The 23,719-nt window shown below is 43.2% G+C and carries 16 protein-coding genes; 13 read left to right on the top strand and 3 right to left on the bottom strand.

Features of this window, described 5'->3' with window-relative positions; genetic code table 11:
* Positions 1-80: 80 nt before the first annotated feature.
* From CAL7507_RS03185 to CAL7507_RS03140, 9 genes are all read left to right on the top strand, one after another.
* On the top strand, positions 81-1,391 hold the full coding sequence (locus tag CAL7507_RS03185) for an LLM class flavin-dependent oxidoreductase (protein WP_015126982.1): 1,311 nt from the start codon (positions 81-83) through the stop codon (positions 1,389-1,391).
* 96 nt (positions 1,392-1,487) lie between these two features.
* Positions 1,488-2,543 carry an LLM class flavin-dependent oxidoreductase gene (locus tag CAL7507_RS03180; RefSeq protein WP_015126981.1) on the top strand — a complete coding sequence of 352 codons (1,056 nt, stop codon included), beginning with the start codon at positions 1,488-1,490 and terminating at the stop codon, positions 2,541-2,543.
* 971 nt (positions 2,544-3,514) lie between these two features.
* Positions 3,515-6,154 carry an EAL domain-containing protein gene (locus CAL7507_RS03170; protein WP_015126980.1) on the top strand — a complete coding sequence of 880 codons (2,640 nt, stop codon included), beginning with the start codon at positions 3,515-3,517 and terminating at the stop codon, positions 6,152-6,154.
* Between the two features lie 431 nt (positions 6,155-6,585).
* Positions 6,586-7,440 carry an ATP-binding cassette domain-containing protein gene (locus CAL7507_RS03165; RefSeq protein WP_015126978.1) on the top strand — a complete coding sequence of 285 codons (855 nt, stop codon included), beginning with the start codon at positions 6,586-6,588 and terminating at the stop codon, positions 7,438-7,440.
* On the top strand, positions 7,397-8,251 hold the full coding sequence (locus CAL7507_RS03160; protein WP_015126977.1) for an ABC transporter permease: 855 nt from the start codon (positions 7,397-7,399) through the stop codon (positions 8,249-8,251). The genes CAL7507_RS03165 and CAL7507_RS03160 overlap by 44 nt, the downstream gene beginning before the upstream one ends.
* Positions 8,252-8,372: 121 nt before the next feature.
* Positions 8,373-8,846, top strand: a complete 474-nt coding sequence (locus tag CAL7507_RS03155) for a MarR family winged helix-turn-helix transcriptional regulator (RefSeq protein WP_015126976.1) — start codon at positions 8,373-8,375, stop codon at positions 8,844-8,846.
* Positions 8,812-10,083 (top strand): MFS transporter, encoded by a 1,272-nt coding sequence (locus CAL7507_RS03150; RefSeq protein ID WP_015126975.1) that lies wholly within the window; start codon positions 8,812-8,814, stop codon positions 10,081-10,083. Before CAL7507_RS03155 ends, CAL7507_RS03150 begins: the two co-directional genes overlap by 35 nt.
* Before the next feature lie 61 nt (positions 10,084-10,144).
* Positions 10,145-10,381: a hypothetical protein gene (locus CAL7507_RS03145; RefSeq protein ID WP_015126974.1), complete on the top strand. Its 237-nt coding sequence runs from the start codon at positions 10,145-10,147 to the stop codon at positions 10,379-10,381.
* Positions 10,382-10,442: 61 nt separating this feature from the next.
* Entirely contained in the window at positions 10,443-10,715 is a 273-nt protein-coding gene (locus CAL7507_RS03140; protein WP_015126973.1) for a hypothetical protein, read from the top strand.
* Positions 10,716-10,908: 193 nt separating this feature from the next.
* Here CAL7507_RS03140 and CAL7507_RS03135 read toward each other — a convergent pair whose 3' ends face one another.
* From CAL7507_RS03135 to CAL7507_RS03125, 3 genes are all read right to left on the bottom strand, one after another.
* On the bottom strand, positions 10,909-11,616 hold the full coding sequence (locus CAL7507_RS03135) for a hypothetical protein (RefSeq protein ID WP_015126972.1): 708 nt from the start codon (positions 11,614-11,616) through the stop codon (positions 10,909-10,911).
* A gap of 30 nt (positions 11,617-11,646) precedes the next feature.
* The gene (locus CAL7507_RS03130; protein ID WP_015126971.1) at positions 11,647-12,351 is read right to left on the bottom strand and encodes a hypothetical protein; all 705 of its coding nucleotides are present in this window, start codon (positions 12,349-12,351) and stop codon (positions 11,647-11,649) included.
* A gap of 97 nt (positions 12,352-12,448) precedes the next feature.
* Positions 12,449-13,993, bottom strand: a complete 1,545-nt coding sequence (locus tag CAL7507_RS03125) for an NAD(P)/FAD-dependent oxidoreductase (protein ID WP_015126970.1) — start codon at positions 13,991-13,993, stop codon at positions 12,449-12,451.
* A gap of 1,107 nt (positions 13,994-15,100) precedes the next feature.
* On the opposite strand from CAL7507_RS03125, the gene CAL7507_RS03120 reads away from it, so the two are divergent.
* The 4 genes from CAL7507_RS03120 to CAL7507_RS03105 all read left to right on the top strand — a co-directional run bounded on the left by CAL7507_RS03120 (position 15,101) and on the right by CAL7507_RS03105 (position 23,637).
* The gene (locus tag CAL7507_RS03120; protein WP_015126969.1) at positions 15,101-17,650 is read left to right on the top strand and encodes a hypothetical protein; all 2,550 of its coding nucleotides are present in this window, start codon (positions 15,101-15,103) and stop codon (positions 17,648-17,650) included.
* A gap of 127 nt (positions 17,651-17,777) precedes the next feature.
* A complete protein-coding gene (locus CAL7507_RS03115; RefSeq protein ID WP_015126968.1) occupies positions 17,778-18,341 on the top strand; it encodes a DUF11 domain-containing protein in 564 nt (187 codons plus the stop codon).
* A gap of 68 nt (positions 18,342-18,409) precedes the next feature.
* Positions 18,410-19,906: a DUF11 domain-containing protein gene (locus CAL7507_RS03110; protein WP_015126967.1), complete on the top strand. Its 1,497-nt coding sequence runs from the start codon at positions 18,410-18,412 to the stop codon at positions 19,904-19,906.
* Positions 19,903-23,637 carry an Ig-like domain-containing protein gene (locus tag CAL7507_RS03105; protein ID WP_015126966.1) on the top strand — a complete coding sequence of 1,245 codons (3,735 nt, stop codon included), beginning with the start codon at positions 19,903-19,905 and terminating at the stop codon, positions 23,635-23,637. Before CAL7507_RS03110 ends, CAL7507_RS03105 begins: the two co-directional genes overlap by 4 nt.
* Positions 23,638-23,719: the final 82 nt, after the last annotated feature.

Genomic DNA, 23,719 nt, shown 5'->3' with positions numbered 1-23,719 from the left:
AATCAAACCACAAATCAATACTTAATAATTTTTTTCTAAATCAAAACCACTGCGATCGCACATATAAAAAATGATCAGATATGAAACAAATACATCTAGCAGGTTTCTTACTCGCTTCCCAAGTGGTTCACTCCCATGCTGTTTGGCGACACCCCAGGACTGAATTAGGCTTTCTGGAACCTGAATATTATCAAAAAATTGCCCAAGTACTAGAACGAGGCAAATTTGATTTAGTATTTTTTGCAGACTCCTTAACAATGCCCGATACCTATGGCGGGAATTTTGCTGAAAGTCTGAAGTATGGCGCTCAAGGGGCACTCAGGCTAGATCCGCTAGTGCTAGCTACGACAATGGCAGTTGCTACTAAACATATTGGTCTTGGTATCACCCGTTCTACCACTTACTATCAACCCTATGACCTAGCACGGGGATTTGCTACCCTCGACCACCTGAGTCGAGGACGAGCAGCATGGAATGTAGTCACTTCGAGTAGAGCTAGCGAAGCTGGGAACTTTGGCTTTGATGAGCATTTAGAACATGACCTACGCTATGATCGCGCCGACGAATTCCTCGAAGTTGCTACCAAACTTTGGGGTAGTTGGGAAGAAGGCGCATTAGTCTTGGATCAAGAAAATGGTATTTTTGCTGACCCCACAAAAGTAAATTATGTTAACTATGTCGGGCAATGGTTAAAGTCACGGGGACCATTGACTGTCCCGCGTTCACCCCAAGGGCGTCCAGTAATTATTCAAGCCGGCGCTTCTAATAAAGGTAGAGAGTTTGCTGCTAAATGGGCAGAATTAATTTTTGAAATTAGTCCCAATCCCGCATTGATGAAATCCTACTATCAGGATGTCAAAACTCGCATGGCTAAATATGGACGTGATCCAGATACTTGTAAAATTCTGCCTGCGGTGATGCCGTTTGTAGGAGAGACAGAGACAATTGCCAAAGAAAAACAAGCTTTTCACAATGAGTTAGTACATCCGATGGCTGGCTTATTAACTATGTCTAACCATTTGGCTGTTGATCTCTCCCCATATTCCCTAGAGCAATCAGTAGAAAAAGTGGAAGTTCAAGATTTCCAAAAACTATCTGGTGTGCTGCAAAGACTGAATTTAGAAGCCAGTGTCACCTTGAAAGATTTAGGCAAAATTTACGGTAGAAGCCTATCTGTCCCGCAATTGGTGGGTACTGCAACTCAAATAGCCGACAAACTAGAAACCCTCTTTCGAGACGAAGTAGGCGATGGCTTTGTGATTTCCCCCGCTTATTTACCGGGAGCATTTGAAGAGTTCGTCGATTTAGTGATCCCAGAATTACAAAAACGTGGATTATTCCGCAAAGAATATCCCGGCAAAACTTTAAGGGATTCTTTAGGACTTAATTAAAAATTGGCATTTGGCATTTGTCATTATTCCCCAATCCCCAATCCCCAATCCCCAATCCCCAATCCCCAGTCCCCATTCCCCATCTAGGAGAACAATATGTCAGAACCACGCTATGGTATTTGGGCACCTGTTGGCGGTAACTTTGGGCCGCTGGACACGCCAGAAGAACCCAGAGACGCTAGTTATGAGCGGACGCGATCGCTGATTCTAGAAGCTGAACGTTTGGGCTACGCCTCAACTTTGGTAGCACAGCACATCGCCAACCCCCGCAGCCTAGAATTAGAGCAGCTAGAAACCTGGACGGCTTCTGCAGCTTTAGCAGAAGCCACAGAAAAAATTGAGATCATCGCCGCCATTAAACCTCTACTTTTCCATCCGGCTGTTCTAGCGAAGATGGCGCTGGGAATTGACGCTATTAGCAATGGACGTTTTGCCATCAACTTAATCAGTGCTTGGTTCCGCCCTGAAATGGAACGTACTAATATCCCGTTCCCGCCCCACGATGAGCGCTACCGCTATTCCGCTGAATGGTTAAGAGTTGTCAAAGCACTTTGGAGTGGAGAGAGGGTTAACTTCCAAGGAGAATATTTTCAAATCACAGATTTGAAGCTCAACCCTGCGCCCATCGCCAAACCCCATCCCCCAATTTATCTAGGTGGTGCATCTGAACCAGCACAAATTTTAGTAGCTGAACAGGCAGATATCTACTTTATTAATGGTCAGCCAATTGAAGATGTGCGTCAGGTAATTAAACAAGTTTTGCGCCGAGAGCGCAAGCTACCCCAACCAATACGTTTTGGGCTATCAGCATTTGTGATTGCTCGCTCTACAGACGCTGAGGCACAAGTAGAACTAGAGCGACTCATGGCACTCCAGCAACAAGAAGCACACTTAAAATTAAGTGTTGCTAAAGGCGTTGATCCAGAAGCCGTGATGTTCCAACTCTTCGCCAAAAATCCCGCAGTTGGGGGTAATGGTGGTACAGCCGCAGGCTTAGTTGGCAGCTATGACACGGTAGCTACCAGGGTTGCAGCTTTCGTTGATGCAGGTATCGAAACCTTTATGCTGCAATTCAATCCCTTTGTGCCAGAAATGACTCGCTTTGCTGAAGAAATTATGCCAAGAGTCAAGCAATTGCAGGCTGTGAAGTAACTACTATATGAAGTATGAAGTATGAAGTATGAAGTATATAAGTAAGTGGGCACAATAAAAGCAAACTGTGTGAAGAAAAGTAAACAAGGCTCAAACCCTTCTACCTATTGCCTATTGCCTTATCCCAGCGACAATTATTTACGCCAAGTTACTTACTGTAGGCTTTTTGTGGTTTTAGAATGGTAGCTTGATTTACGCCGTGGCGTACTAGGCTGTGGATTTTGATAAAGTTTACCCGTTTTTGGCTCATGTTTTGCATGAATTTTTATCACCTAAAAAGGCACAGAGTGAACACCCCAGCGGTCTGTCCCATTAATTTTGAGAAGTTTGTAGTCAGCACTTTAGTGCTTAAGAGGAGGAGGACTAAAGTGGATTTAAGGCGATCGCTTTACCTAAACTTGCCTACCCCAGTTAGGACAGTTGGAAAAACTGTCTACAGTATTTTCCTCATCTCTTACCAACAATCCACAATGATCATATTTAACTATCAATAGGATGTAAAGTAAAATTTTCTACCTTATCTTTACCTTATTCTTAGCAAAATTACTAAGTTCCTTTTTTCAAACTATTATCTTAAATTCTCTCTAGGTCAGATTTTTAGTTCTTCAGGACATTTTCCAAACTTCAAACAAATTTCCGCAATCATACTATGTATAATATCAACCATTTGATTTTATTCTGGGTATTGAAGACAGAAAAAAGTGGAAAACACTGACCGAAAGGCTCCAATTTTCCTCATCTTCTTCGTGATTTGCGAAAACAGCTAGGACAACCATCATAAAAATAGCGTTGCTGAATTTGGATATGAAATTCAAAATGAAAAACTCCACCCAGAAGGGGATGGAGTTTTTGAGCATGGGGAAGAGTCACCTGTTTGGCCCATTCCCCTAGTCTGTGGGCAACTATAAAAACTTATTAGAGTAGTATTTTTCCAACAAAAACCTAAAGATATGAGAATGTGAGGAAGAGGTATGTCAGAAAATGGGCGGGACAAAATACGCCACCTATTGGTCGTTCAAGACATGCAAGGGCAGCGAACCATTCCCCTCCAAGAGGCTACTTATTCTCTCGGAAGGGATTCCAGCAACGCTATTGTTCTGCGTTCTCGCTCAGTATCAAGACAGCACGCCATTCTATTGCGGGTAACTGTTCCAGAAACTGACAGATATGGTTTTCGGATTATTGATGGCAACTTCAAAGGCAAACAAAGTACTAATGGCTTATTTGTCAATGGTAGTAAATGCTTGTCTCACACCCTCCAGCATGGAGATATCATTGCCTTTGGGAATAATCAAGTTAATGCAAAGTACTATACTATCTCTAACCTGTCAGAGCAATTATTTTCTGCATCTTGTGAAGCAGAAGACTTGTCTGGCTTCCTTTCAGAACAAGCCAATCCGGCCAATCCCTTTGAAACCCTCATCACCCCTGATGCTCGCTTTGAAGAAGCCAGTGAGACAGCATTAGCTCGCCTAGCATCTTTCCCAGAACTCATTCCCAATCCCATTATTGAGATAGATTTAGAGGGAATAGTTACCTATCTTAATCCAGCTGCAGCTCTCAAGTTTCCCAAACTCAGAGAAGTCGGGAAAGAACACCCCATCATGGAGGGCATTCTCAATGCAGTTAAAAATAGCAAGGGTAACTCTTTTGTTCGTGAGGTAAAAGTTGGTACAGAAATTTTTGAACAATCAATTCATTATCTACCTGAAAGTGATTTAATTAGAACTTTTGTTATCAGAGATATTACTGAGCAAAAAAAAGCTGCTGCTGAACTCCGCCAACGCGATCGCCTACTACAAGCAGTTGCAGAAGCTACCAATTACTTGCTGGCAGAAATGAACTATCAGACAGCCATTGAAAAAGTTCTCGCCGTGTTAGGTGAAGCAGCCCAAGCAGATCGCGCCTACCTCTTCAGAAACCATTCCCACCCCACTACAGGAGAGATGGCAGTAAGTCTGCGGTTTGAATGGACACGCTCAGGTTTGGAAACTTCTCGTGACCACTGGCAGAATCAACCTTATCAATCATCAGGACTAGTCCGATGGTACAGTACCCTCTCTAACGGCAAATCTATCAAAGGAATTACTAGAGAATTTCCCCTCACCGAACAAAAAATCCTCAGCCGAGACAGTGTTCAATCCCTCTTCTTAGTACCCCTACGCTTGAGAGAAAAGTTTTGGGGATACCTAGGTTTAGCCGACTGTGCAAAAGAGCGCAACTGGTCAAAGCATGAAGAATCCACACTCTTGACAATGGCTGCGAGTATCAGCGGTGCTAGACAGCGCCAGCAGGTAGAAGAAAAGATTCGTTACCAAGCTCTACATGATTTACTCACTGGATTACCCAATCGCCTACTGTTTAATGAGTTATTAGCTAAAGCCCTGCCTAACGCGGTTCGGAGTCATGAAAGTTTAGCTGTGATGTTTCTCGACTTAGATCGTTTCAAAGTGATCAACGATACTCTAGGACATACCCTAGGAGACAAATTATTACTGTGTGTATCGCAAAGATTAAAAGACTGTCTCAGAGGTGGGGATACGATCGCTCGTTGGGGCGGCGATGAGTTTACGATCTTATTACCCCAAGTCAATGATGTAGATGAAGTCACCCAGGTAGCCCAGAGAATTTTACAAGCCTTCGAGAAACCTTTTGATCTCGAAGAACACGAACTTTATATCAGTGCCAGCCTTGGCATTTCCCTGCTCAATGATAACAGTGCTGATGCTGAAACCCTGATCAAGCACGCAGATGCCGCCTTGTATTATGCCAAAGATGCCGGCAGGAATAACTACCAGTTCTATACTACTTCCCTCAGTAATAAGAATCCTGAACAGCTAACTTTAGAGAAGAATTTGCGCTATGCCTTAGAGCGAAAAGAATTAAAAGTATATTACCAGCCCAAGGTCAACATCATCACGGGAAAAATTACTGGCATGGAGGCTTTGTTACGTTGGCATCACCCAGAAATGGGATTAGTAGCACCCAGTGTCTTTGTTCCTCTAGCCGAAGCCAATGGATCGATTGTCTCTATTGGGGAATGGGTATTGCGAACAGCGTGTAGCCAGAATAAAGCCTGGCAAGATGCAGGATTGCCACCTATATCTATTGCGGTCAATCTGTCCCTCAAACAGTTTCGCCAACCAGATCTAATGGAAACTTTGAGTAAAATCTTACAAGAGACGGGGCTAGATCCCAACTTTTTAGAGTTAGAAATTACAGAATCGACGGCAATTGAAGATCTAGAATTCACCACAAATTTACTACAAAATCTCCGACAGATGGGTATTCACCTCTCTATCGATGACTTTGGTACAGGTCATTCTTCCCTCTCGCGCCTACAGATGTTGCCACTCCACCATCTGAAAATAGATAAGTCTTTCGTTCAAGAGTTGACAACGAATAGCAAAGTAGCTCACATTGTCAAAGCGATCGTGGTTTTAGGGCAAAGTTTGGGTTTAAAACTAACTGCCGAAGGTGTAGAAAAGCCAGAGGAACTGGAATTTTTGAAATCTATTAACTGTGAAGATGTACAAGGGTTCCTGTTTTACCGACCACTTTCAGCCCAGGATGCCACAGAGGCTCTCCACGATAAACAAACAAAACTCTAGTAGTCTGTCAGGGTTGAAATGAGGGACTGTAGTGTGAGCGTCTCGCTCACGCGGGCTTTTCGGCCCGCACTACCAAAAACCCCTCAAAACAAAATTGACAAACCACTAGGACTTGGCTTAGGGCTATTTTATATATAGCGGTTCTCAGTTGGATGCAATACAAAATTATATCGTCGCTTGTAGGGTCACGGCAGTGCCCATACATGTCAACTTAACGTGAAACCCTTGTCAATCGGACATGCCTATTAAATATGCGTTATCCAGAACCCTTGTAGAGACGTAGCAATGCTACGTCTCTACATTCTTTTTCACTCCTATGTCCATTAAATTAGCACTGCGGATTTTCTGGGAGAAAAAACTATTGACTTCTGGTAAATATATTGAGAAACTAATAATTAGTTAATCTAACTATTGGGAAGCGTATCAAAATTGTGATCAGACTGACGGGAAAAGCAAATCTGTCAGAACCGCCTGCCAGTAATCCGCAACCAAATATTCTGGAAACCCAGGGACTGACGCGTAACTTTGGCAAAATAACTGCGGTTGATACTTTAAACATATCTGTGGCACAGGGTGAAGTCTTTGGCTTACTTGGACCAAATGGGGCAGGTAAGAGTACTGTGATTAAGATGTTGACTACCTTGCTGCCTCTGAGTGCGGGGAAGGCAACCCTAGCTGGTTACGATGTGACTCATCAACCCAACGCTGTTAGACGAGTCATTGGTTATGTACCCCAGGCGCTCTCGGCTGATGGTAGTCTCACAGGGTATGAAAATCTTTTAATCTTTGCCAAGCTATATGACATTCCTGCTTCACGACGGGAGCGCCATATTCGCGACATGTTGGGTTTTATGGGTTTAGAGGATGCAGCGCATCGCTTAGTCCGCAACTACTCTGGCGGGATGATTCGCAAGTTAGAAATTGCCCAATCCATACTGCATCAACCCCGAATTTTGTTTCTCGATGAACCAACTGTCGGTTTAGATCCACTCGCTCGGACACAAGTATGGCAGCTCGTACAACAACTTTGTGCAGAGTATGGCACAACTATATTTTTAACTACCCACTTTTTAGAAGAAGCTGATATTCTGTGCGATCGCGTGACGATTATGGAACAAGGTAAGGAAATAATGACGGGCATACCAAGTGATTTAAAAGCTTCTCTAGGTCAAGAAAACGCCACTTTGGATGATGTCTTCATTCACTATACAGGGAACCAGTTAGCATCAGGAGTCAGCTACCGTGACACAGCAAGAACCAGACGTACTGCACAGAGGTTGGGTTGAAGCCTCACCAATTCGCCGATTTAACTTGATATCTGCAATTTATAACCTAGTTATAAAAACCTTGGTAATTGCTGAATTAGAAGTGCGGAAACTCAGACATGACCCCACTGATTTAGTAGTCAGGTCTGTGCAACCGGCACTATGGTTGCTGATTTTTGGGCAAGTGTTCTCCCGCATTCGCTCTATTCCTACGGGGAACTTATCTTATTTAGACTTTATGTCTGCCGGCATCTTAGCTCAGAGTGTGCTATATGTAGCAATTTTTACTGGGGGGATGACGCTGATCTGGGAGCGAGATTTAGGGATTGTGCATAAATTCCTGGCTAGTCCTACACCTCGTGTGGCGATGGTTTTAGGTAAAGCTCTAGCATGTGGGGTGCGGTGTTTATCACAAGCAGTATTTATTTATGCATTAGCATTTTTACTGGGTGTCAAACTTAACCTTAATCCTTTAGCTATTCTGAAAGTGCTACTGCTAGTTATGTTGGGTGCAGCTTGCTTTTGCATTTTTTCATTAATCATTGGCTGTTTGGCCAGAACTAGAGAAAGGATGACGGGAATCGGTCAAATGTTAACTATGCCGCTGTTTTTCGCCAGTAATGCCATTTATCCGATTTCCATGATGCCAGACTGGTTAAAGTTCATTTCTCACATAAATCCTTTGACGTATCAGGTTGACGCTTTACGCAGCACAATGTTGCTTGGTGGTTCTAGCGTCTATGGCTTCGGTTTGGATGTGACAATTTTGCTAATAACACTGATAATCTTGACCTTTGTGTGTGGAAAACTTTATCCGCGAGTAGCGATGTAATCAAGGTAATATCCATACTTGCGATTCTCTTGCTAACATTAGTAGGCTTAACCTTCATCTGTGGCAAACTTTATTCACGTTTATGCACGGGTGGTAATGAAATCAGGAGAATAGATAGCCCATGAGTCTGGATAAACCCTCGCAAGGTGCAACTTCCGAAGAATGTGCTGCCAGAGTCATGGATACAGTTCCATTAGTGATGCGGTTTATCCGATCTGAGATGCGTGCCCATAAGGCGGCTTTTCTGTCAATACCACAATTGCGATCGCTCGCATTTCTCAATCGCAGTCCTGGCGCTTCATTATGTGACTTGGCAGATCATCTGGGTGTCACCTCTGCCACAGCATCAGCCACCACAGAACGGCTAGTCCAACGTAATTTAGTGCAACGCTCTCACCATCCGCAAGAGCGCCGCCGGATAGTCCTGAATCTGACTGACGAGGGGAAGTATCATCTGCAGCAATCTCTCGATCAGACTCGTACTCATATTGCCGACTTACTCAAAGGTCTCACAGCTGAAGAAATTTCCCACATTGAAGAAGGGTTAGCGCTACTAAAAAATGTCTTCGAGCAAACGGAACTCAACTCCCCTTAATTCTGAGGTTGCACAACACGATCCTTTTGCAGCCTTGAGGTTTCGAGATTATCGACTATTTACGATTGGGCGTTTAATCCTGTATGTAGGATTACAAATGCAGACAGTCGCGATTGGCTGGGAACTCTATGAGCGGACTAACTCCGCGATGGTATTGGGTGGTGTAGGACTGGCGCAAGTCCTGCCAATGATTGCACTCACCTTGATTGCAGGAGATGTCGCCGATCGCCGCGATCGCCAACTCACTACACTACTGTCAGTACTGTTATTAGCTCTTTGTTCACTAGCTCTAGCAGTGCTTTCCTATACCAAAGGTGCAGTTGTACTGTTTTACTGCTGCCTTGTTTTAATTGGGGTTGCCAAAGCATTCCTTAAGCCTGCTGGTGACGCTTTAATGTGGCAATTGATACCTGTTACTGCTTTTACCAATGCTGCCACCTGGAATAGTAGTAGCTTTCAATTAGCATCAGTACTCGGACCCGCCTTGGGTGGATTGGGGATCGCTTGGCTAGGAAACGCGACAGGGATATATGTGTTAGCTGCGATCGCTGCTTTGTTATGTTTCAGTTTAACAGTAGCGATTACAGCAGAAAGAAACACCATTGCCAAAGAACCATTATCGCTCCAAGCACTGGCAGCTGGTGCTAAGTTCGTCTGGGACAATCAATTGATTTTAGCGGCAATCACCTTAGATATGTTTGCCGTCTTATTAGGCGGTGCTGTTGCACTATTACCCATCTTTGCCAAAGATATTTTGCACGCAGGACCAGTAGAGTTGGGATACCTGCAAGCAGCTCCGTCTATTGGTGCTTTGATTATGGCAGTTAGTCTCGCCTATTTGCCACCGTTACGCAAAGCCGGCCCAGCCTTATTGTGGTCAGTTGTTGGTTTTGGCGTTGTGACAATTATCTTTGGGCTTTCTCGTTGGTTTTGGCTCTCATTAGTAATGTTGACACTCAGTGGCGCACTCGACAGTATTAGTGTTGTGATCCGCCATACCTTAGTTCAAATCCGGACTCCTGACCATTTGCGCGGTCGGGTTGCGGCCATTAATAGTGTGTTTATCAGTGCGTCCAATGAGTTAGGGGGTTTTGAGTCAGGCTTGACAGCCGCTTTATTTGGCCCAGTGATTTCTGTGGTTGGTGGTGGAATTGGGACAATTTTGGTAGTAGTTGCAGCAGCGGCAATTTGGCCAGGAATTCGTAAGTTAGGGGCATTAGAAGAATATAAAAAATAAAACCTAGGCACAAATGGTAAAACTGTGCAAATATAAAGAAAAGCTTAAGAGGTAGAGACTCATGATAAATGCTAAGATGATGAGACAAATCTGGGCTGTAATTGAGTCTACTCAAGTAAGCACCCTACTGCAATTTGACGATACGACTTTAGTGCAATTGCTGCTCCAGCAGTTGAAAGCTATAGAAGAAATTGATCCCCAGGCAGATAGTAGCCTTAATACCTATATTCAATCTAAACTGCCACTAATTCGTGACACTGCTGAAGGCAGATTGTATATTGATCAAAGCGATCGCTAAGATGCAAAACTTAATGATTGCTCACTGCCATACATTCTCCAAAAATTTAACCACATAGAATATGATCAATCCCTGGCTAGAAATTGCCCTGGTAGCTTATCTAATTGGAGCGGCAATTGAAGGGGTAAGTACAGCCAGTCAATTATCTCATTCAGCACCAGAACTAACTAAAGATACACAAGACCAATCTTCAGAGTCTACCACTCCACCTGGCCTGAGTTGGCGAGTTGTCGCAGCGATCGCTTCAGTCAGTATCTGCGGCGCTTTTTTCTGGCCCTGTCGCTTACTTCATCGTTCCATGAAGAGAAATATTTCATCCAAAGAAGAATTATAAGATTTTATAAGTAAGTCGGCACAATGAAACCACACTATGTGAAGAAAAGTAAACGAAGCTCTAACTGAACCGTATTGAACTATAACCTATCTTAAAGCCAGAGAACCCCGACTTCTTGGAAAAATCGGGGTTCTTGTCTCTTAGGAATATTATGAGATTCTTAAGTACTGGGATTATAGCCACATAAACTTGCTCATCGAACACCCAAAATTTCGGAAATCGCTGCCACTATATCAAGATAGAAGTTACCAGCTACTGCCCGAAATAATTCAAATTTAGAACCAGGCGCACCAAAAAAAGGTCTGAGAAACCATCCCAGCTGCATCCCTACAAAAGCATATAGAAATAACCAGGATCTTAAAATAGTAGTGCGGGTTTGTTTGCCAACCTCTTCTTGTTGAGAAAGTAATTGCATTCCTTCATAGAGAAATTTGATGCCAAATACCCCCGTGATGGCAAATATCAATACATTTAAAAGTTTAAAAAATTGATATGAATCTGGGGCAGTGATCAGAAAAAATAACGTGACTGGTGCCAAACTAAATAAAAGTACACTAATCACTGAAACAGATGTGAGCAGCACAACAAAATGTTGTTGAAAACTGCTCCGAGAACCAAACAAGATATTAAAAAAGAACAGAGTCGGAAAACAAATAATTAATGTTAGTAAATAAAATGCTGGGAGTTTGATTGCACCAGATAATGCTTGTGCCCAACTATGAGATGCGCCGATAATTGCACCATAGATGGCAAAGAAAATTGAACTAGAAACAAACAGAGCGCTGATTTTACTTTGTAATCGGACTTCTTGACGAATTTCTTCTAGAAAACCCTGGCGATCGCGTAGTAAACTAATCAGTACCCCAAAGTGTTTAATTTTGTAAGGTTTTTTCTCTAGCATAATGTTTTCTTATTGCCTATTACCTATTTATCAACGGAATCCTAAAATGTAGCTAATAGCTTGAATCACACTCAAGTAAAAATTACCTTCGCGTTCGCGGAATAGTTGAAAGATAGAACCCGGATTACCAAAAAAAGGTCTGAGAGTCCATCCTAACTGACTACCGACAAAGGCATATAACAAAAGCCAAAATTGTAAAATTTTCTGGCGTGTCTTGCTACTTTCATCATCTTGTTCTAAAACCACACTTGTAGCATTGTATAAGGAAGAAATACCAATAAATCCGGTGGCAGCAAAGATAACTACATTTAACAAAATTAAAAATTGGTAGTTATTGGTAGTAATCAAGAAAAATAGCGTGATTGGTGCAAAGCTAAATAAAAGTACACTAGTGACTGAAACTGCAGTCAATACTAAAACTAAATGCTGACCAAAAGAGCGTCTAGAACCAAAAATAATATTGGAAAAGTACAACGCCGGTAGACAAATTAGCAATGTGATTAAATATAGAGCAGGTAGTTTCACTGCGGACGATAAAGCTTGCATCCAGCTATGATATGCACCAATAATTCCGCCATAGATAGCCAGAAATAGAGAACTACAAACTAATAAAGAAATTATCTTACTGGGTAATCTTACACCTTGGCTAATTTCTTCGAGAAATATTTTGCGATCGCGTAATAAGCCAATTAGCACAGCAAAGTATTTTATGCCTGTAGATTGCCGTTCCATCATATTATTCTCACAGAAGTTGAAACTTTAGAATGCAGGAGTCGGAATGCAGGAGTCAGAATGTGGGAGTCGGAATGCAGGAATCAGAATACTGAACAAATTATTCTTCAATATAATCATTGCCGGAACCATATTTCCAACTATCAACTAAGCGATGCCAATAATATTGTTGTTTACTTGATTGATTCTTCACCAATGTTTCTAGCATTGGACTCAGCCAAAACAAGGCAGTGTAAACACCTAAATTCCCATAATGCACCATCCAATCTAACAAACTTATCAATCCTACTTGGGGAATTATCTTAGCTACTAATCCCGGATGTGCCAAACCAGTTTTTAAGAGTGTTTGCGTTAGTGCCGGAAACTGCACTACATCTTGCAAAAATGGTTTGAGTACTGGATTACCTAGTTGTTGCATTTCCTGAAATACAGCGGATAGCAGTTGATTAATTTGATCGGGCGCAATTTGCTGATTTACACCCACACTCATCGCCTTTTGAAACAACCAAGTCACAGTTAGACTTGGCTGATAGGGTTGCAGTAGTGCTAGCGCTGATGATGATAATTGTTCGGTTTGTAGTGCTTCCTGAATGCCAAATGTTAAACGCTTGAGGTGACGCACCATTGCACCAAAACCACCAAAACTTAAAGGAGATTGACTACCGCTACTATCTCCGACTGGGAGAATACGATTCCAAGGTGTTTTGAGAGGACTTTGGCGATAGGTGGGGAAGAAGCCAAACAGCGCTCGTTGAAATTTCAACTGGTGCAATTCCATACCCTGATATTCTGGTAGAAGACGGAGATATTCCTCGAATAAAGCTTCTAAACTCAGGCGTTGTGGATGTGCATCCATGTAGGTGAACAGGTAAGTGGTTCTACCATCCCTGGCTGGGAAAGCTTCCCAGAAGTACTGGCATTGATTTTGCAAGGATGTAAATGATAATAACAAGTCGCCTGTGTGATTTTCCGGAAAACCTTGGGCACAACTTCCCACTACTAAACACAGTGCATCTGGTTTTTGTCCTTGGCGTGCTTGTTGGGTGATGGGAGAAAGATGTCCCATTGCATCAATTAACAACCGAGTTTTGAATTGATTGTTTACCATCACCCCATCGGGATGAATTACTACTTCGCTAAAGGGTGTATTTTCGAGCAAATCACCGCCTGCAGCGAGAAATCTGGTTTTCAAAGTATCTAGCAAATAAACCGGATCAATGCCAATATTCAGGACATCTTTTACCCAAACTTCTGTACCACCTTGAAAGCTGACACGGGCTGGGTTATATTCGGTAGCGATCGCTCTTCCTAACTCCTCTTCTGTCAGCAAGTCCAATTCCACAAACACTTCTAACTCTTTACGGGAGATATTCCACTCTTGTTCTCTTCCCCGCAGAATTCCTCGCTCCATTAACGTCACCCGCAGGCCTTTCACCGCTAAGGCGCAACCAATTAAAATACCTAAAGTCCCACCGCAAATAATCACATCCCAGTCTACAGCACCTAAAGGCTGCTGATTTTCATTGACTACATTGGGTATGGGTGCAGTATTTTCTCTGAGTGATGTGAGGAGCGCATCTGTACGACGCAAGCCTCCCAAAACATCGCCTGGTAGTTGGGAGAGAATTTCTTCAGTTAGGGACATATCAGCTAATTCCAGCAGAGTTACTAGTATTGATCGTATCTTTGCTGGATGAGGAGCGTGATTTTTTCGCTAGAATTATCCTAAACTGAAAACATGAGCGATCGCAGGCAATAATTTATTACTCGCTTCCACCAAAAAGGCGATCGCAGGTAAACCAGTCAAAATTCTATAATGCTTTACAGGAGTGATTTCTGCTATTTTAGCCGTGTCGTATTCTTGATATTGCTGTTTAGCCCCTAAAGTTTAGTGGGCGAGGCGAGATCCCCGACTTCTTTTAAGAAGTCGGGGATCTAATCACTACCCTGAAGCTAGAAGTTGTTTCTGGCGTGCATACTTACGTTTAAATATAGGATTCCTAATTGATTTTGGACTTACGCAACTACCACACTTATCTTCTCGTATAAGAGTCAAGGGTCAAAAATCGAGGTTTTTTGGACTCTTGAACGCCACTTGCTACCCTGCGGGTTCCGCTTTAGCGGTACAAGTCGGGCATTGCCCGCCCAACGCAGTGGCTCCTTTTTACTCTTGACAACCTAAACGAAAAAAATATGACACTTGCGTAAGTCCTATTGATTTTTGAACGTATTTGCGTAGACAGGCAATAGGCACTCTTGTAAGAAGGGAGTTAGAGGTGTACTGAGCTTTTTCAGAAATCAAATATGATTCCTATATGTTAATTTTGAGGTCATAATCTGCAACGGTCAAAATGCTTTTAATATATACACCATCGCAGCTTTTACCTCCTTTTTTTATCTCTTGGTAAAACATCTGGACTAGAAAATTACTTATTTATACGGAAGACTTTTTTAGAAGTAAAAGCTACATTTTAATTCACACAGATAAAAAGACAGCATACACGAATAACTAATTTATATCTCAAAGTAGAAACCTTGAATATTTAAGAACCGTTCTAAATAAGATAGAGACTCATTTTAACGCATTGCTTTAATCCAAACTTTGAGAAAAATCAGTAGATTATTTCTTTAAATATGTGTTCCCAAAATTCTAGACTTTTGGGCTGATATATGACGGTAATTTTTTGAGAAGTTGCCGGAATTTATCCTGTCTTGGATCGCGTGATACAGGTTTAACAAACAAAATATTTCTATGGTAAAACGAAATAAACACATTAGTAAGCAGCATCGACCCTACCAATTTTTAGTAGCAACAGTATTATTAACTGCTGGCTTGTTCCAATTTATCGCGCCTGTATTAGCCGACGGAACTACAGCAGGTACATCTATAAGTAACACAGCAACTGCAACTTACGAAGATCCCAACGCTCCAGGGAGTCCCATCAATGCCACATCTAACACTGTCACCGTAACTGTAGCAGAGGTGGCTGGTATTACTGTTACTGGTTCTGGGATTGCCAATCAAACTACCCCAGGTGGTAGTACTCAGCCTGGTAATACACTGGTTTACACTTACACTGTAACCAACGTCGGTAACGACCTTACCAAATTCCAGATTCCTAACTTAGCGACAACAACAGGGCCAGCCACAGTTTCTGGGACACTACCCCCAGACAAGAATGGTGTTACGCCGGCTAGTGGTAACTTGCAATACAGCACTGATGGCGGTGCAACCTGGACAAATATCCCTGCTGGTGGACTAACTACAGGCGCGATCGCAGTTAATGGTAGTGTGTTGGTGCGTGTACCAGTCACTGTGCAAGCAGGCGCTCAATCAGGCGATACGATCACTGTCAGACTAGGACAAACTCCTGGTGATGCTCAAAACCAACCCCGGATTGCTGATGGTGGTGACGTTTACACTGTAGATAACAACCCAGCAGAAGCGCCAGTCAATGGTGTCAGAGAAGCCAGTGCTACCCAGCAGATTCAGGTAGGAAATACTGCTAAAAGTCGGGCGTTAGCAACTATCCTCAAAACTAGGACAGCCTATGATAATGCTGGCACTTCTGGCACTTTAAGTGATGACTTGCTAACTTATGGTTTGAGCTTGCGGGTTGAAGCTAACGATGTAACTAATACTGGTATTACCCCCGCACCTTTGACTGGTACAAATATCACAGTTGATTTTCAATCTTCATCCCCCCACATCTTAGTTTCTGATGCGATTCCTGCAAATACAGTCCTGAAAAGCACTCCAATCGCTCCGGCGGGTTGGAAAGTAGTTTACACCACCACTGCTACTGGTACAAATGCTGAATCAGCTATATGGACAACTACCCAACCAGCTTTGAATTTAGTTAAACGGGTCGGTTTTATTAACGATACTACCCTTATTGCTTCAGTTGCTACTGGGACAACTGTTAACGGTTTTAGTATCCAAGTTCAGACTATTGGTGCATCTGGAAATGGCCCAGTAACCATTTACAACATCGCTCAAGTAGTCGGTACAACTGCTGGAGACACAACTAAAATTTATGACAACTCAGGAGACCAAAACCCAGGTAACTTTAACTCCACTAATAACACCTTTCCTACTACAACAGATGCCGGCTTTGTTCCCAATGGCACAGTAGTTCCTGCAAATCAAACTGATGCACAGAATAATAACACTGGTACTAATAGTCCGACTGGGGATGTAAACGTAACTACCCTCTCAGTCCCCAATGCCACCTCTCTCTTGAATGGGCCAAATGGAGTACCTGATGCCGTTGGACCCACCGACAACAATGATGACTTCACTAATAAATCAGCACTAATTCCACCCAATGCTGCTCCTGGCTCAAAGGTTGATCCGGCTGCGGTATCCTTTACTAACACAGTTCAGAATACTGGTGCATCTGCTGCCAATATTTCTCTCATACCCACACCACCAGCAATAAAAGGTGATTTGCCTACGAATACAGTGGTGACGGTATCTTATCAAGGTTTATCAGCTACTTACACTTACAATGGCACAATCTTTGAATTTACGTCAAGTACTGGTACAGTCGGGGGCAACCCAATTAGTGCCACTAATCCAGTGCGAATTGATGCAGTTGCTGCGAATGGTGGTAAAGCTAACTATGGTGTAAGCGTTGACCTGCCTGCTAATACGCCACTCTCAACTGATACGGTTGCTCAAGGTTCAGGTATTACAACTATAGAACGCGGCTTCCCCACACCAGTTACGGCTTTCATTGACACAAACAGTAATGGCTCACCTGATGACGCAGCTACTAACATCAGCATTGACCGTGTATACACTGGCTTCTTGCAATTGCTAAAAGAGTCACGAGTTTTACAAGGAAGTGGGCCAGTACTGCCATCGGGTAGTACTGATGGCACATTTAGTGTTACACCCAAAAAACCTGCCCCAGGAAACATTATTGAGTACCGAATTAGTTACAAAAATATTTCTGCTCCTCAAGTGGGAACTGGAAATGTAATTCTGAGTGCTGACAAGGTGGTAATTACTGAAGACGGTACAACTAAAGATGATACTCCGCCAGGTAGCAACAACTGGGCATTAGATAACGATGGTAATGGTCAAATCGACACTAGTAACATCATCGGTTCAGCTAAGGATTCTGGAACTGCAACTATCCAATTTTTTAGCGGTAATAATCCAGCTAACACCACCGCTAGTGATCAGACCGGAATTACGGTAAACACTGATGTCACTAAATATGTGGATACTATTACCGGACAGGTTGCACCAGGTATTCAAAGAACGTTTACCTTCCAACGCAAGGTGAATTAACACTTCAACGTGGGCGAACAACCGTTCGCTCTTACCCATTCCAGGAATCTCCGATTTGTATGTATATCGTAGTCTCTGACTAGGGAAAGATAGATCAAAGATTAGGAAGTTTTTTGAGGTTATTTATATGCAGCGTGTTTCTCTTGCAGGTTTAGGAGCGATCGCACTCATTGTTACAGTTCCATTTGCCGGTCAAATTCCGGGAGTCGCAAATGTATGGCATTCAGGAATTGCCGTTGCTCAGAATATCAAAACTCAAGCGCAAATTCAACTGCGTTTAGAAGCTGAAAAGCAAGTATTGACAAAAGATCAGCAGGGCAAGCAAAGTCAGAAATGGGAGGCTTTGAAAGGTCAAGTTGTGGTGCAACCAGGAGATGTGCTGCGCTATACCTTGAATGCTGAAAATAAGAGCGATCGCCCAGTTAAAAACCTTACTCTCAATCAACCGATTCCCAAAGGAATGATCTATGTGCTGAAATCTGCCAGTGTCACTGACAATGCCAAGATTACTTACAGCATTGATGGTGGACGTAATTTTGTCGAAAATCCCACAATTCAAGTTACTCTTCCTAACGGCAAGGTAGAAACTCAACCAGCACCTGCAAAAGCTTACACTAATCTTCGCTTACAACTGCCATTAGTAATAGCAAAGTCAACTGTGAAGGCGACTTATCAAGTACAAGTCCGTTAAATCAGTTAACAGTTAACTGATTCGGTGTTTATAGCGTTGATCACTATTAAATATAAATACTTATAACTATGAATAGTAGATGGTTGCAAAAGTTAACATCAACTGTTCTCTTTGGAATTATTTTGTATAGTTATTTGCCTGTAGTAGCACAACAGACAAATAATCAAGCTGCCCTGCCATCTATTACAAATCAAGCTACTTATACTTATACTGATTCTGCTAGTAATAATAAATATCAAGGAACTTCTAGCCAAATCAATACTACTCCCGGTTTGATTGACCCATTAGGAAGGATTTTCGGTTGTGCTGGGACTCTTTTACCTGATTACACTGGGTTTTCAGTTGGTGTATATGAACCGAATACTAATGACCCCACAGGCACAGAATTAGGCAGATTAGTTTCCTTAACACGGACAGAAGTTCCTGATATTGCTAACAATAATATTCCCGGTGGTAAAACACCAAATATTGAAAATAGCAACCCCTATTTCATTACAAACAATCCGGCTGGGGTCTACAATTTTCTACTCGATCCCAATAAAGGGCAGACCGAGCCAGGTAGGACTTATATTTTTGTCGTTAATCCACCGCCGAGTAGTATCTACAAACAGCGTCGCATTAAAATTCAAATCCTTGCCAGTGGAGGTCAAACTAACAATATTGTCCGATATGTTGCTACTTCCTTAGATGGTCAGCCAATCAGTCTGCAGGGAGAAACGCAAATCGAGGACACAGTTGTTTTGGTGAACAATGCTGAAACCCAAGCACTGAAGTTATTTGCCTTTGAATTCAGCACAAATCTTTGTCAACCAAATCAGGTGCAGATCATTAAAACAGGCGATCGCGCTGCGGCTGAACCTGGAGATACGGTGATTTACCGGTTGTCGGTAAAAAACTTAGCGGACACTGCTTTAAATAATGTGGTAATTACTGACAACTTACCATTAGGATTCAACTTCTTGCCGAAATCTGTGCGAGGAGAGATAGAAGGTAAACCAACCACCATAACTGCTGAACGCAATGGCAACACGGTGACATTCCGCTCAGATGTGACTATCAATAGCGAGAAAGTATTAAATATTGCCTACGCCGCTCAACTAACACCCGATGCAGTGCGGGGAACTGGTCGTAATAGTGCGATCGTGAATGCTCAACGGGCTGATAACCGTTTTAGCACCAAGGATGGCCCAGCAACGCACCAGTTAAAAATTCGTCCAGGTATAGTTTCTGATTGTGGCACGATTATCGGTCGCGTGTTTGTTGATAAAAACTTTGATGGTGAACAACAGCCTGGTGAGCAAGGAATTCCCAATGCGGTGATTTTCTTGGAGGACGGGAACCGCATCACCACAGATCCTAATGGTTTGTTCTCCGTCGCTAATGCTTTGCCAGGAAGTCATACGGGTGTATTAGACCTCAGTAGTGTCCCTGGTTACACCTTAGCCCCCAACGAAAAATTCCGCGAACGGAATAGCCAATCTCGTTTAGTGCGTTTAGAGCCTGGTGGCTTGGTACGCATGAATTTCGCTGTCACCCCCACCTTCCAGGAGTCAGTCAAGAAATGAAACCCAGACTGCACCATGCACTGATTGTTAACTTGAGGTTGATGGGGGCGATCCCAGTAATTTTCAGCCTTGTTTTGTATCCTGCTATAGTCAAAGCGGAACTCACCAGTGAAACCCGACTTTTTTCTGATTCCCCTTTGCCAGCAGACAAGGGTTTAGTAGATCAATCGGAAAAAAGTATAGATTCAAATTCTCCTCATCTGTTAGAAAGTTCGGAGCAGCAACTTTCACCTCTCAAACTTCCCTCAACTCCAAATGTCCGGGTAACTGAAGCGGTCATACAACCATTTCTACCAGCGACTTCTGTTGAATTGCCTAGAGGCTTACACAAAATAGCCGGAGTAAAAAACGCAGGAAATCGGGGACATGTGGTGAATGAAAATATGCTGGTGTCTCTTTCTCCAGTTTCTACTGGAATCAAAATCCTGACTCCAACGGCTGACAGCGTTGTAGATGTACAAGCTACCACGGTAACTGTGCAATTTCCTGTTGGTAGTCAGGTAGAACTACGGGTAAATGGGGAGGTGGTAGACCGTTCATTAATTGGACGGACGGAAACTGATGCCAGTACTAACTTGGTAACGCAGACATGGTATGGTGTCTCGTTAAAAGAAAGTAAAAATATCATCTCTGCACAAGTAATAGGAGGAACAGAAGCGCCTGTCACGGTGCAGGTCGTAGTCCGGGGAGCGCCGCAGCAACTAACATTAGAAACAGTTGAGTCGCGGATTCCAGCGGATGGACGTTCTACAGCCACAATCAAGGGGCAACTTATTGATGCCAGTGGTAATCGCTCGAACCGTGATGCTGTTGTTACTTTGATACCCACGGCTGGGGAGTTTGTGGGCAAAGACTTTAAACCCGATGAACCCGGATTTCAAGTAGAAGCGAAAGCAGGGCAATTTACAGCGACTTTACGATCGCAGCTGAAGGCGGAAACTGTCACAATTCGGGCGATCGCTCATAATTTAGAAGCTTTTACTCAACTGCAATTTGAAACTGCACTGCGTCCTAGTTTAGTCACAGGGGTAATAGATTTACGTTTGGGTGCTAGAGGTACAAATTATTACGGTAGTTTCCGTGATTTCCTCCCTCCTAACAGCGATAATAAAACGCAGTTAGATTTCCATTCAGCGATATTTGCCACCGGTGCGATCGGCGATTGGTTGTTTACAGGTGCATACAACAGTTCTCGTCCTCTCAATGAAGATTGCAACTGCGATAATCGTCTGTTTAGAACTTATCAATTTAGTGAGCAAAACTATCCAGTCTACGGTGATAGCTCGAAAGTTGATGTGGTCGCTCCTTCCATTGACAGCGTATTTCTACGTTTTGAGCGTTCAACTGGCATTCCCGGAGCCGATCCTGATTATGCTATGTGGGGTGACTACAACACAGAAGAATTTGCCAGGCGATCGCAGCAATTTACTGCTATTACTCGTCAACTCCACGGTTTTAAAGCTAACTACAACTTTGGAGACTTACAAATTACAGGTTTCTACGGCGACCAATTAGAAGGGTTTCAACGCGATACTATTGCTCCTGATGGCACTAGCGGTTACTATTTCCTCTCTCGCAGAATATTACAACCAGGTAGCGAAAATGTCTTTATCGAGTTAGAAGAACTCAATCGTCCGGGGACTGTATTAGAACGCAAACAGCTTAACCGCGGCCCAGACTACGAAATCGACTACGATCGCGGGACATTATTATTCCGCGAACCGATTCTTCGTACCGATATCGATCAAGCTGGGCAAGTATTGGTACGTCGGATTGTTGTTAGCTATCAATATGACAGCCAAGACTCTGACGGCAATATCTTTGCAGGTCGTTTGCAATATAACCTCTCCCGCAAACTTAACTCTGAAAGTTGGATAGGTGCAACCTACGTCCAAGAAAATCAGGGAGTGCGTGACTTTCAACTCTACGGTGCAGATGCGCTGATTGCTTTGGGCGACAAGGGTAAGTTCATCGCCGAATATGCCCATTCCACTAATAATTCTGACGTTATAGGCAAAGTCAGCGGTGACGCCTACCGCCTGGAAGCGGAGGGACAAATTGCTAACGGGATTCAAGGTCGTGCTTATTATCGCTTTGCTGATACGGGTTTTGCTAATAATGCGACTGTCAGCTTTGTCCCAGGACAAACTCGTTATGGGGCGCAGGTGACAGCTAAACTCACCTCAACTACCAATGTCAGAGCGCAATATGACCACGAAGACAATTTTGGGATTGCTCCCCAACCGCTAGACACCTTTGAAGCACTGTTTGCACCCCGTGCTGAAGCCATACCTGGAAGCAAAGTTGATAATTCGCTCACAACAATTTCCGCTGGGATTCAACAGCGCTTCGGTAGCGCTATTTTTGATGTGGATTGGATTCATCGTCGTCGGGAAGACCGCATCCCCGACAGCGCCTTGAGTAGTAACTCTGATCAATTGCGTAGTCGTTTCACAGTTCCCATTGCTAAAAACCTGACTTTTCAAGCCCAAAATGAACTTAGCTTATCTTCTAGTCAAGACACTGTTTACCCAGACCGGACTATTTTAGGGTTGAATTGGGCAGTCATTCCCGGTGTCAATGTCAGTTTAGCTCAACAGTTTTACAGTGGCGGCCAACTTGCGGGTAACTCCATCACTAGCTTAAGTATCAACGGCGAACACAAACTAGGGACCGATACCACCTTGACTGGTCGGTACTCAATTTTAGGTGGTGCAAATGAACTGACTACCCAAGGGGCAATTGGTCTGAATAACCGCTGGACTATTGCTTCTGGATTGCGGCTGAACTTGGCTTACGAACATGTATTTGGCGGCTTCTTCGGACGAACTGCCGCAGGTCAACAGTTTGCTCAACCCTTTGCCCCTGGTCAAAGTGCTTCCTCCATTGGGTTTGATAGTGGCGATAGCTACAGCGTTGGCTTGGAATACTCCGATAATCCTGAGTTTCAAGCCAGCGCCCGTTATGAGCATCGCAGTTCTTCTGGTGGTACTAATACAGTAATTACCGCAGGTGCAGCGGGTAAAATATCACCTGCACTCACAGCACTGGTGCGTTATCAACAAGCAGGTTCTTCTAATCAACAGCTTTCAGGATTGGGCGATACAGTTAACTTAAAGCTGGGTTTAGCTTACCGCGACCCCAACAATGATAAATTTAACGCCTTGTTGCGTTATGAATATCGGGAAAATCCGGCCACTATTCCTGACACCATTTTGTTAGGTAGCGGTACAGGTTCTCAAGACCATACCTTCGCTTTAGAAGCTATTTATGCCCCTAACTGGCAATGGGAATTCTACGGTAAGTATGCCTTACGTAACAGTACTTCCTATTTGGCTAACGATTTAGTGGGTACGAGTATGGTTAATCTGGCACAATTCCGAGCTACCTATCGTTTGGGATATAGCTGGGATTTAGTTGGTGAGGCTCGTGTAATTAGTCAATCTAACTATACAGAAACAGGCTTCGTGATTGAAACAGGCTATTATTTGACTCCTAATCTGCGTGTTTCTGGTGGATATGTTTTTGGTCAAGTTGATGACCGGGATTTTTCAGGGACACGTTCTGCAGGTGGGGCATATTTGGGTTTAACACTCAAGCTCAACGAATTGTTTGATGGCTTTGGACAGCAAAAACCTGTACCACGTCAGCAACAAGAATCAACAGCGAAAACTTTGGTAAATACACTCAAGAATGCAATGTCGCGTAGAGATTCAGAAATTAAACCATGAAATCTTTCGCTACAGTTAACCTCAATCACAATGGTAGTTTTTCATACACACTGGGTAATCTAAAATCGAGCGATCGCATTAA

This window comes from Calothrix sp. PCC 7507 (assembly GCF_000316575.1).
Taxonomy (GTDB): domain Bacteria; phylum Cyanobacteriota; class Cyanobacteriia; order Cyanobacteriales; family Nostocaceae; genus Fortiea.
The sequence above is the reverse complement of the archived record's forward strand: the minus strand, read 5'-3'. Positions and strand labels throughout refer to the sequence as shown.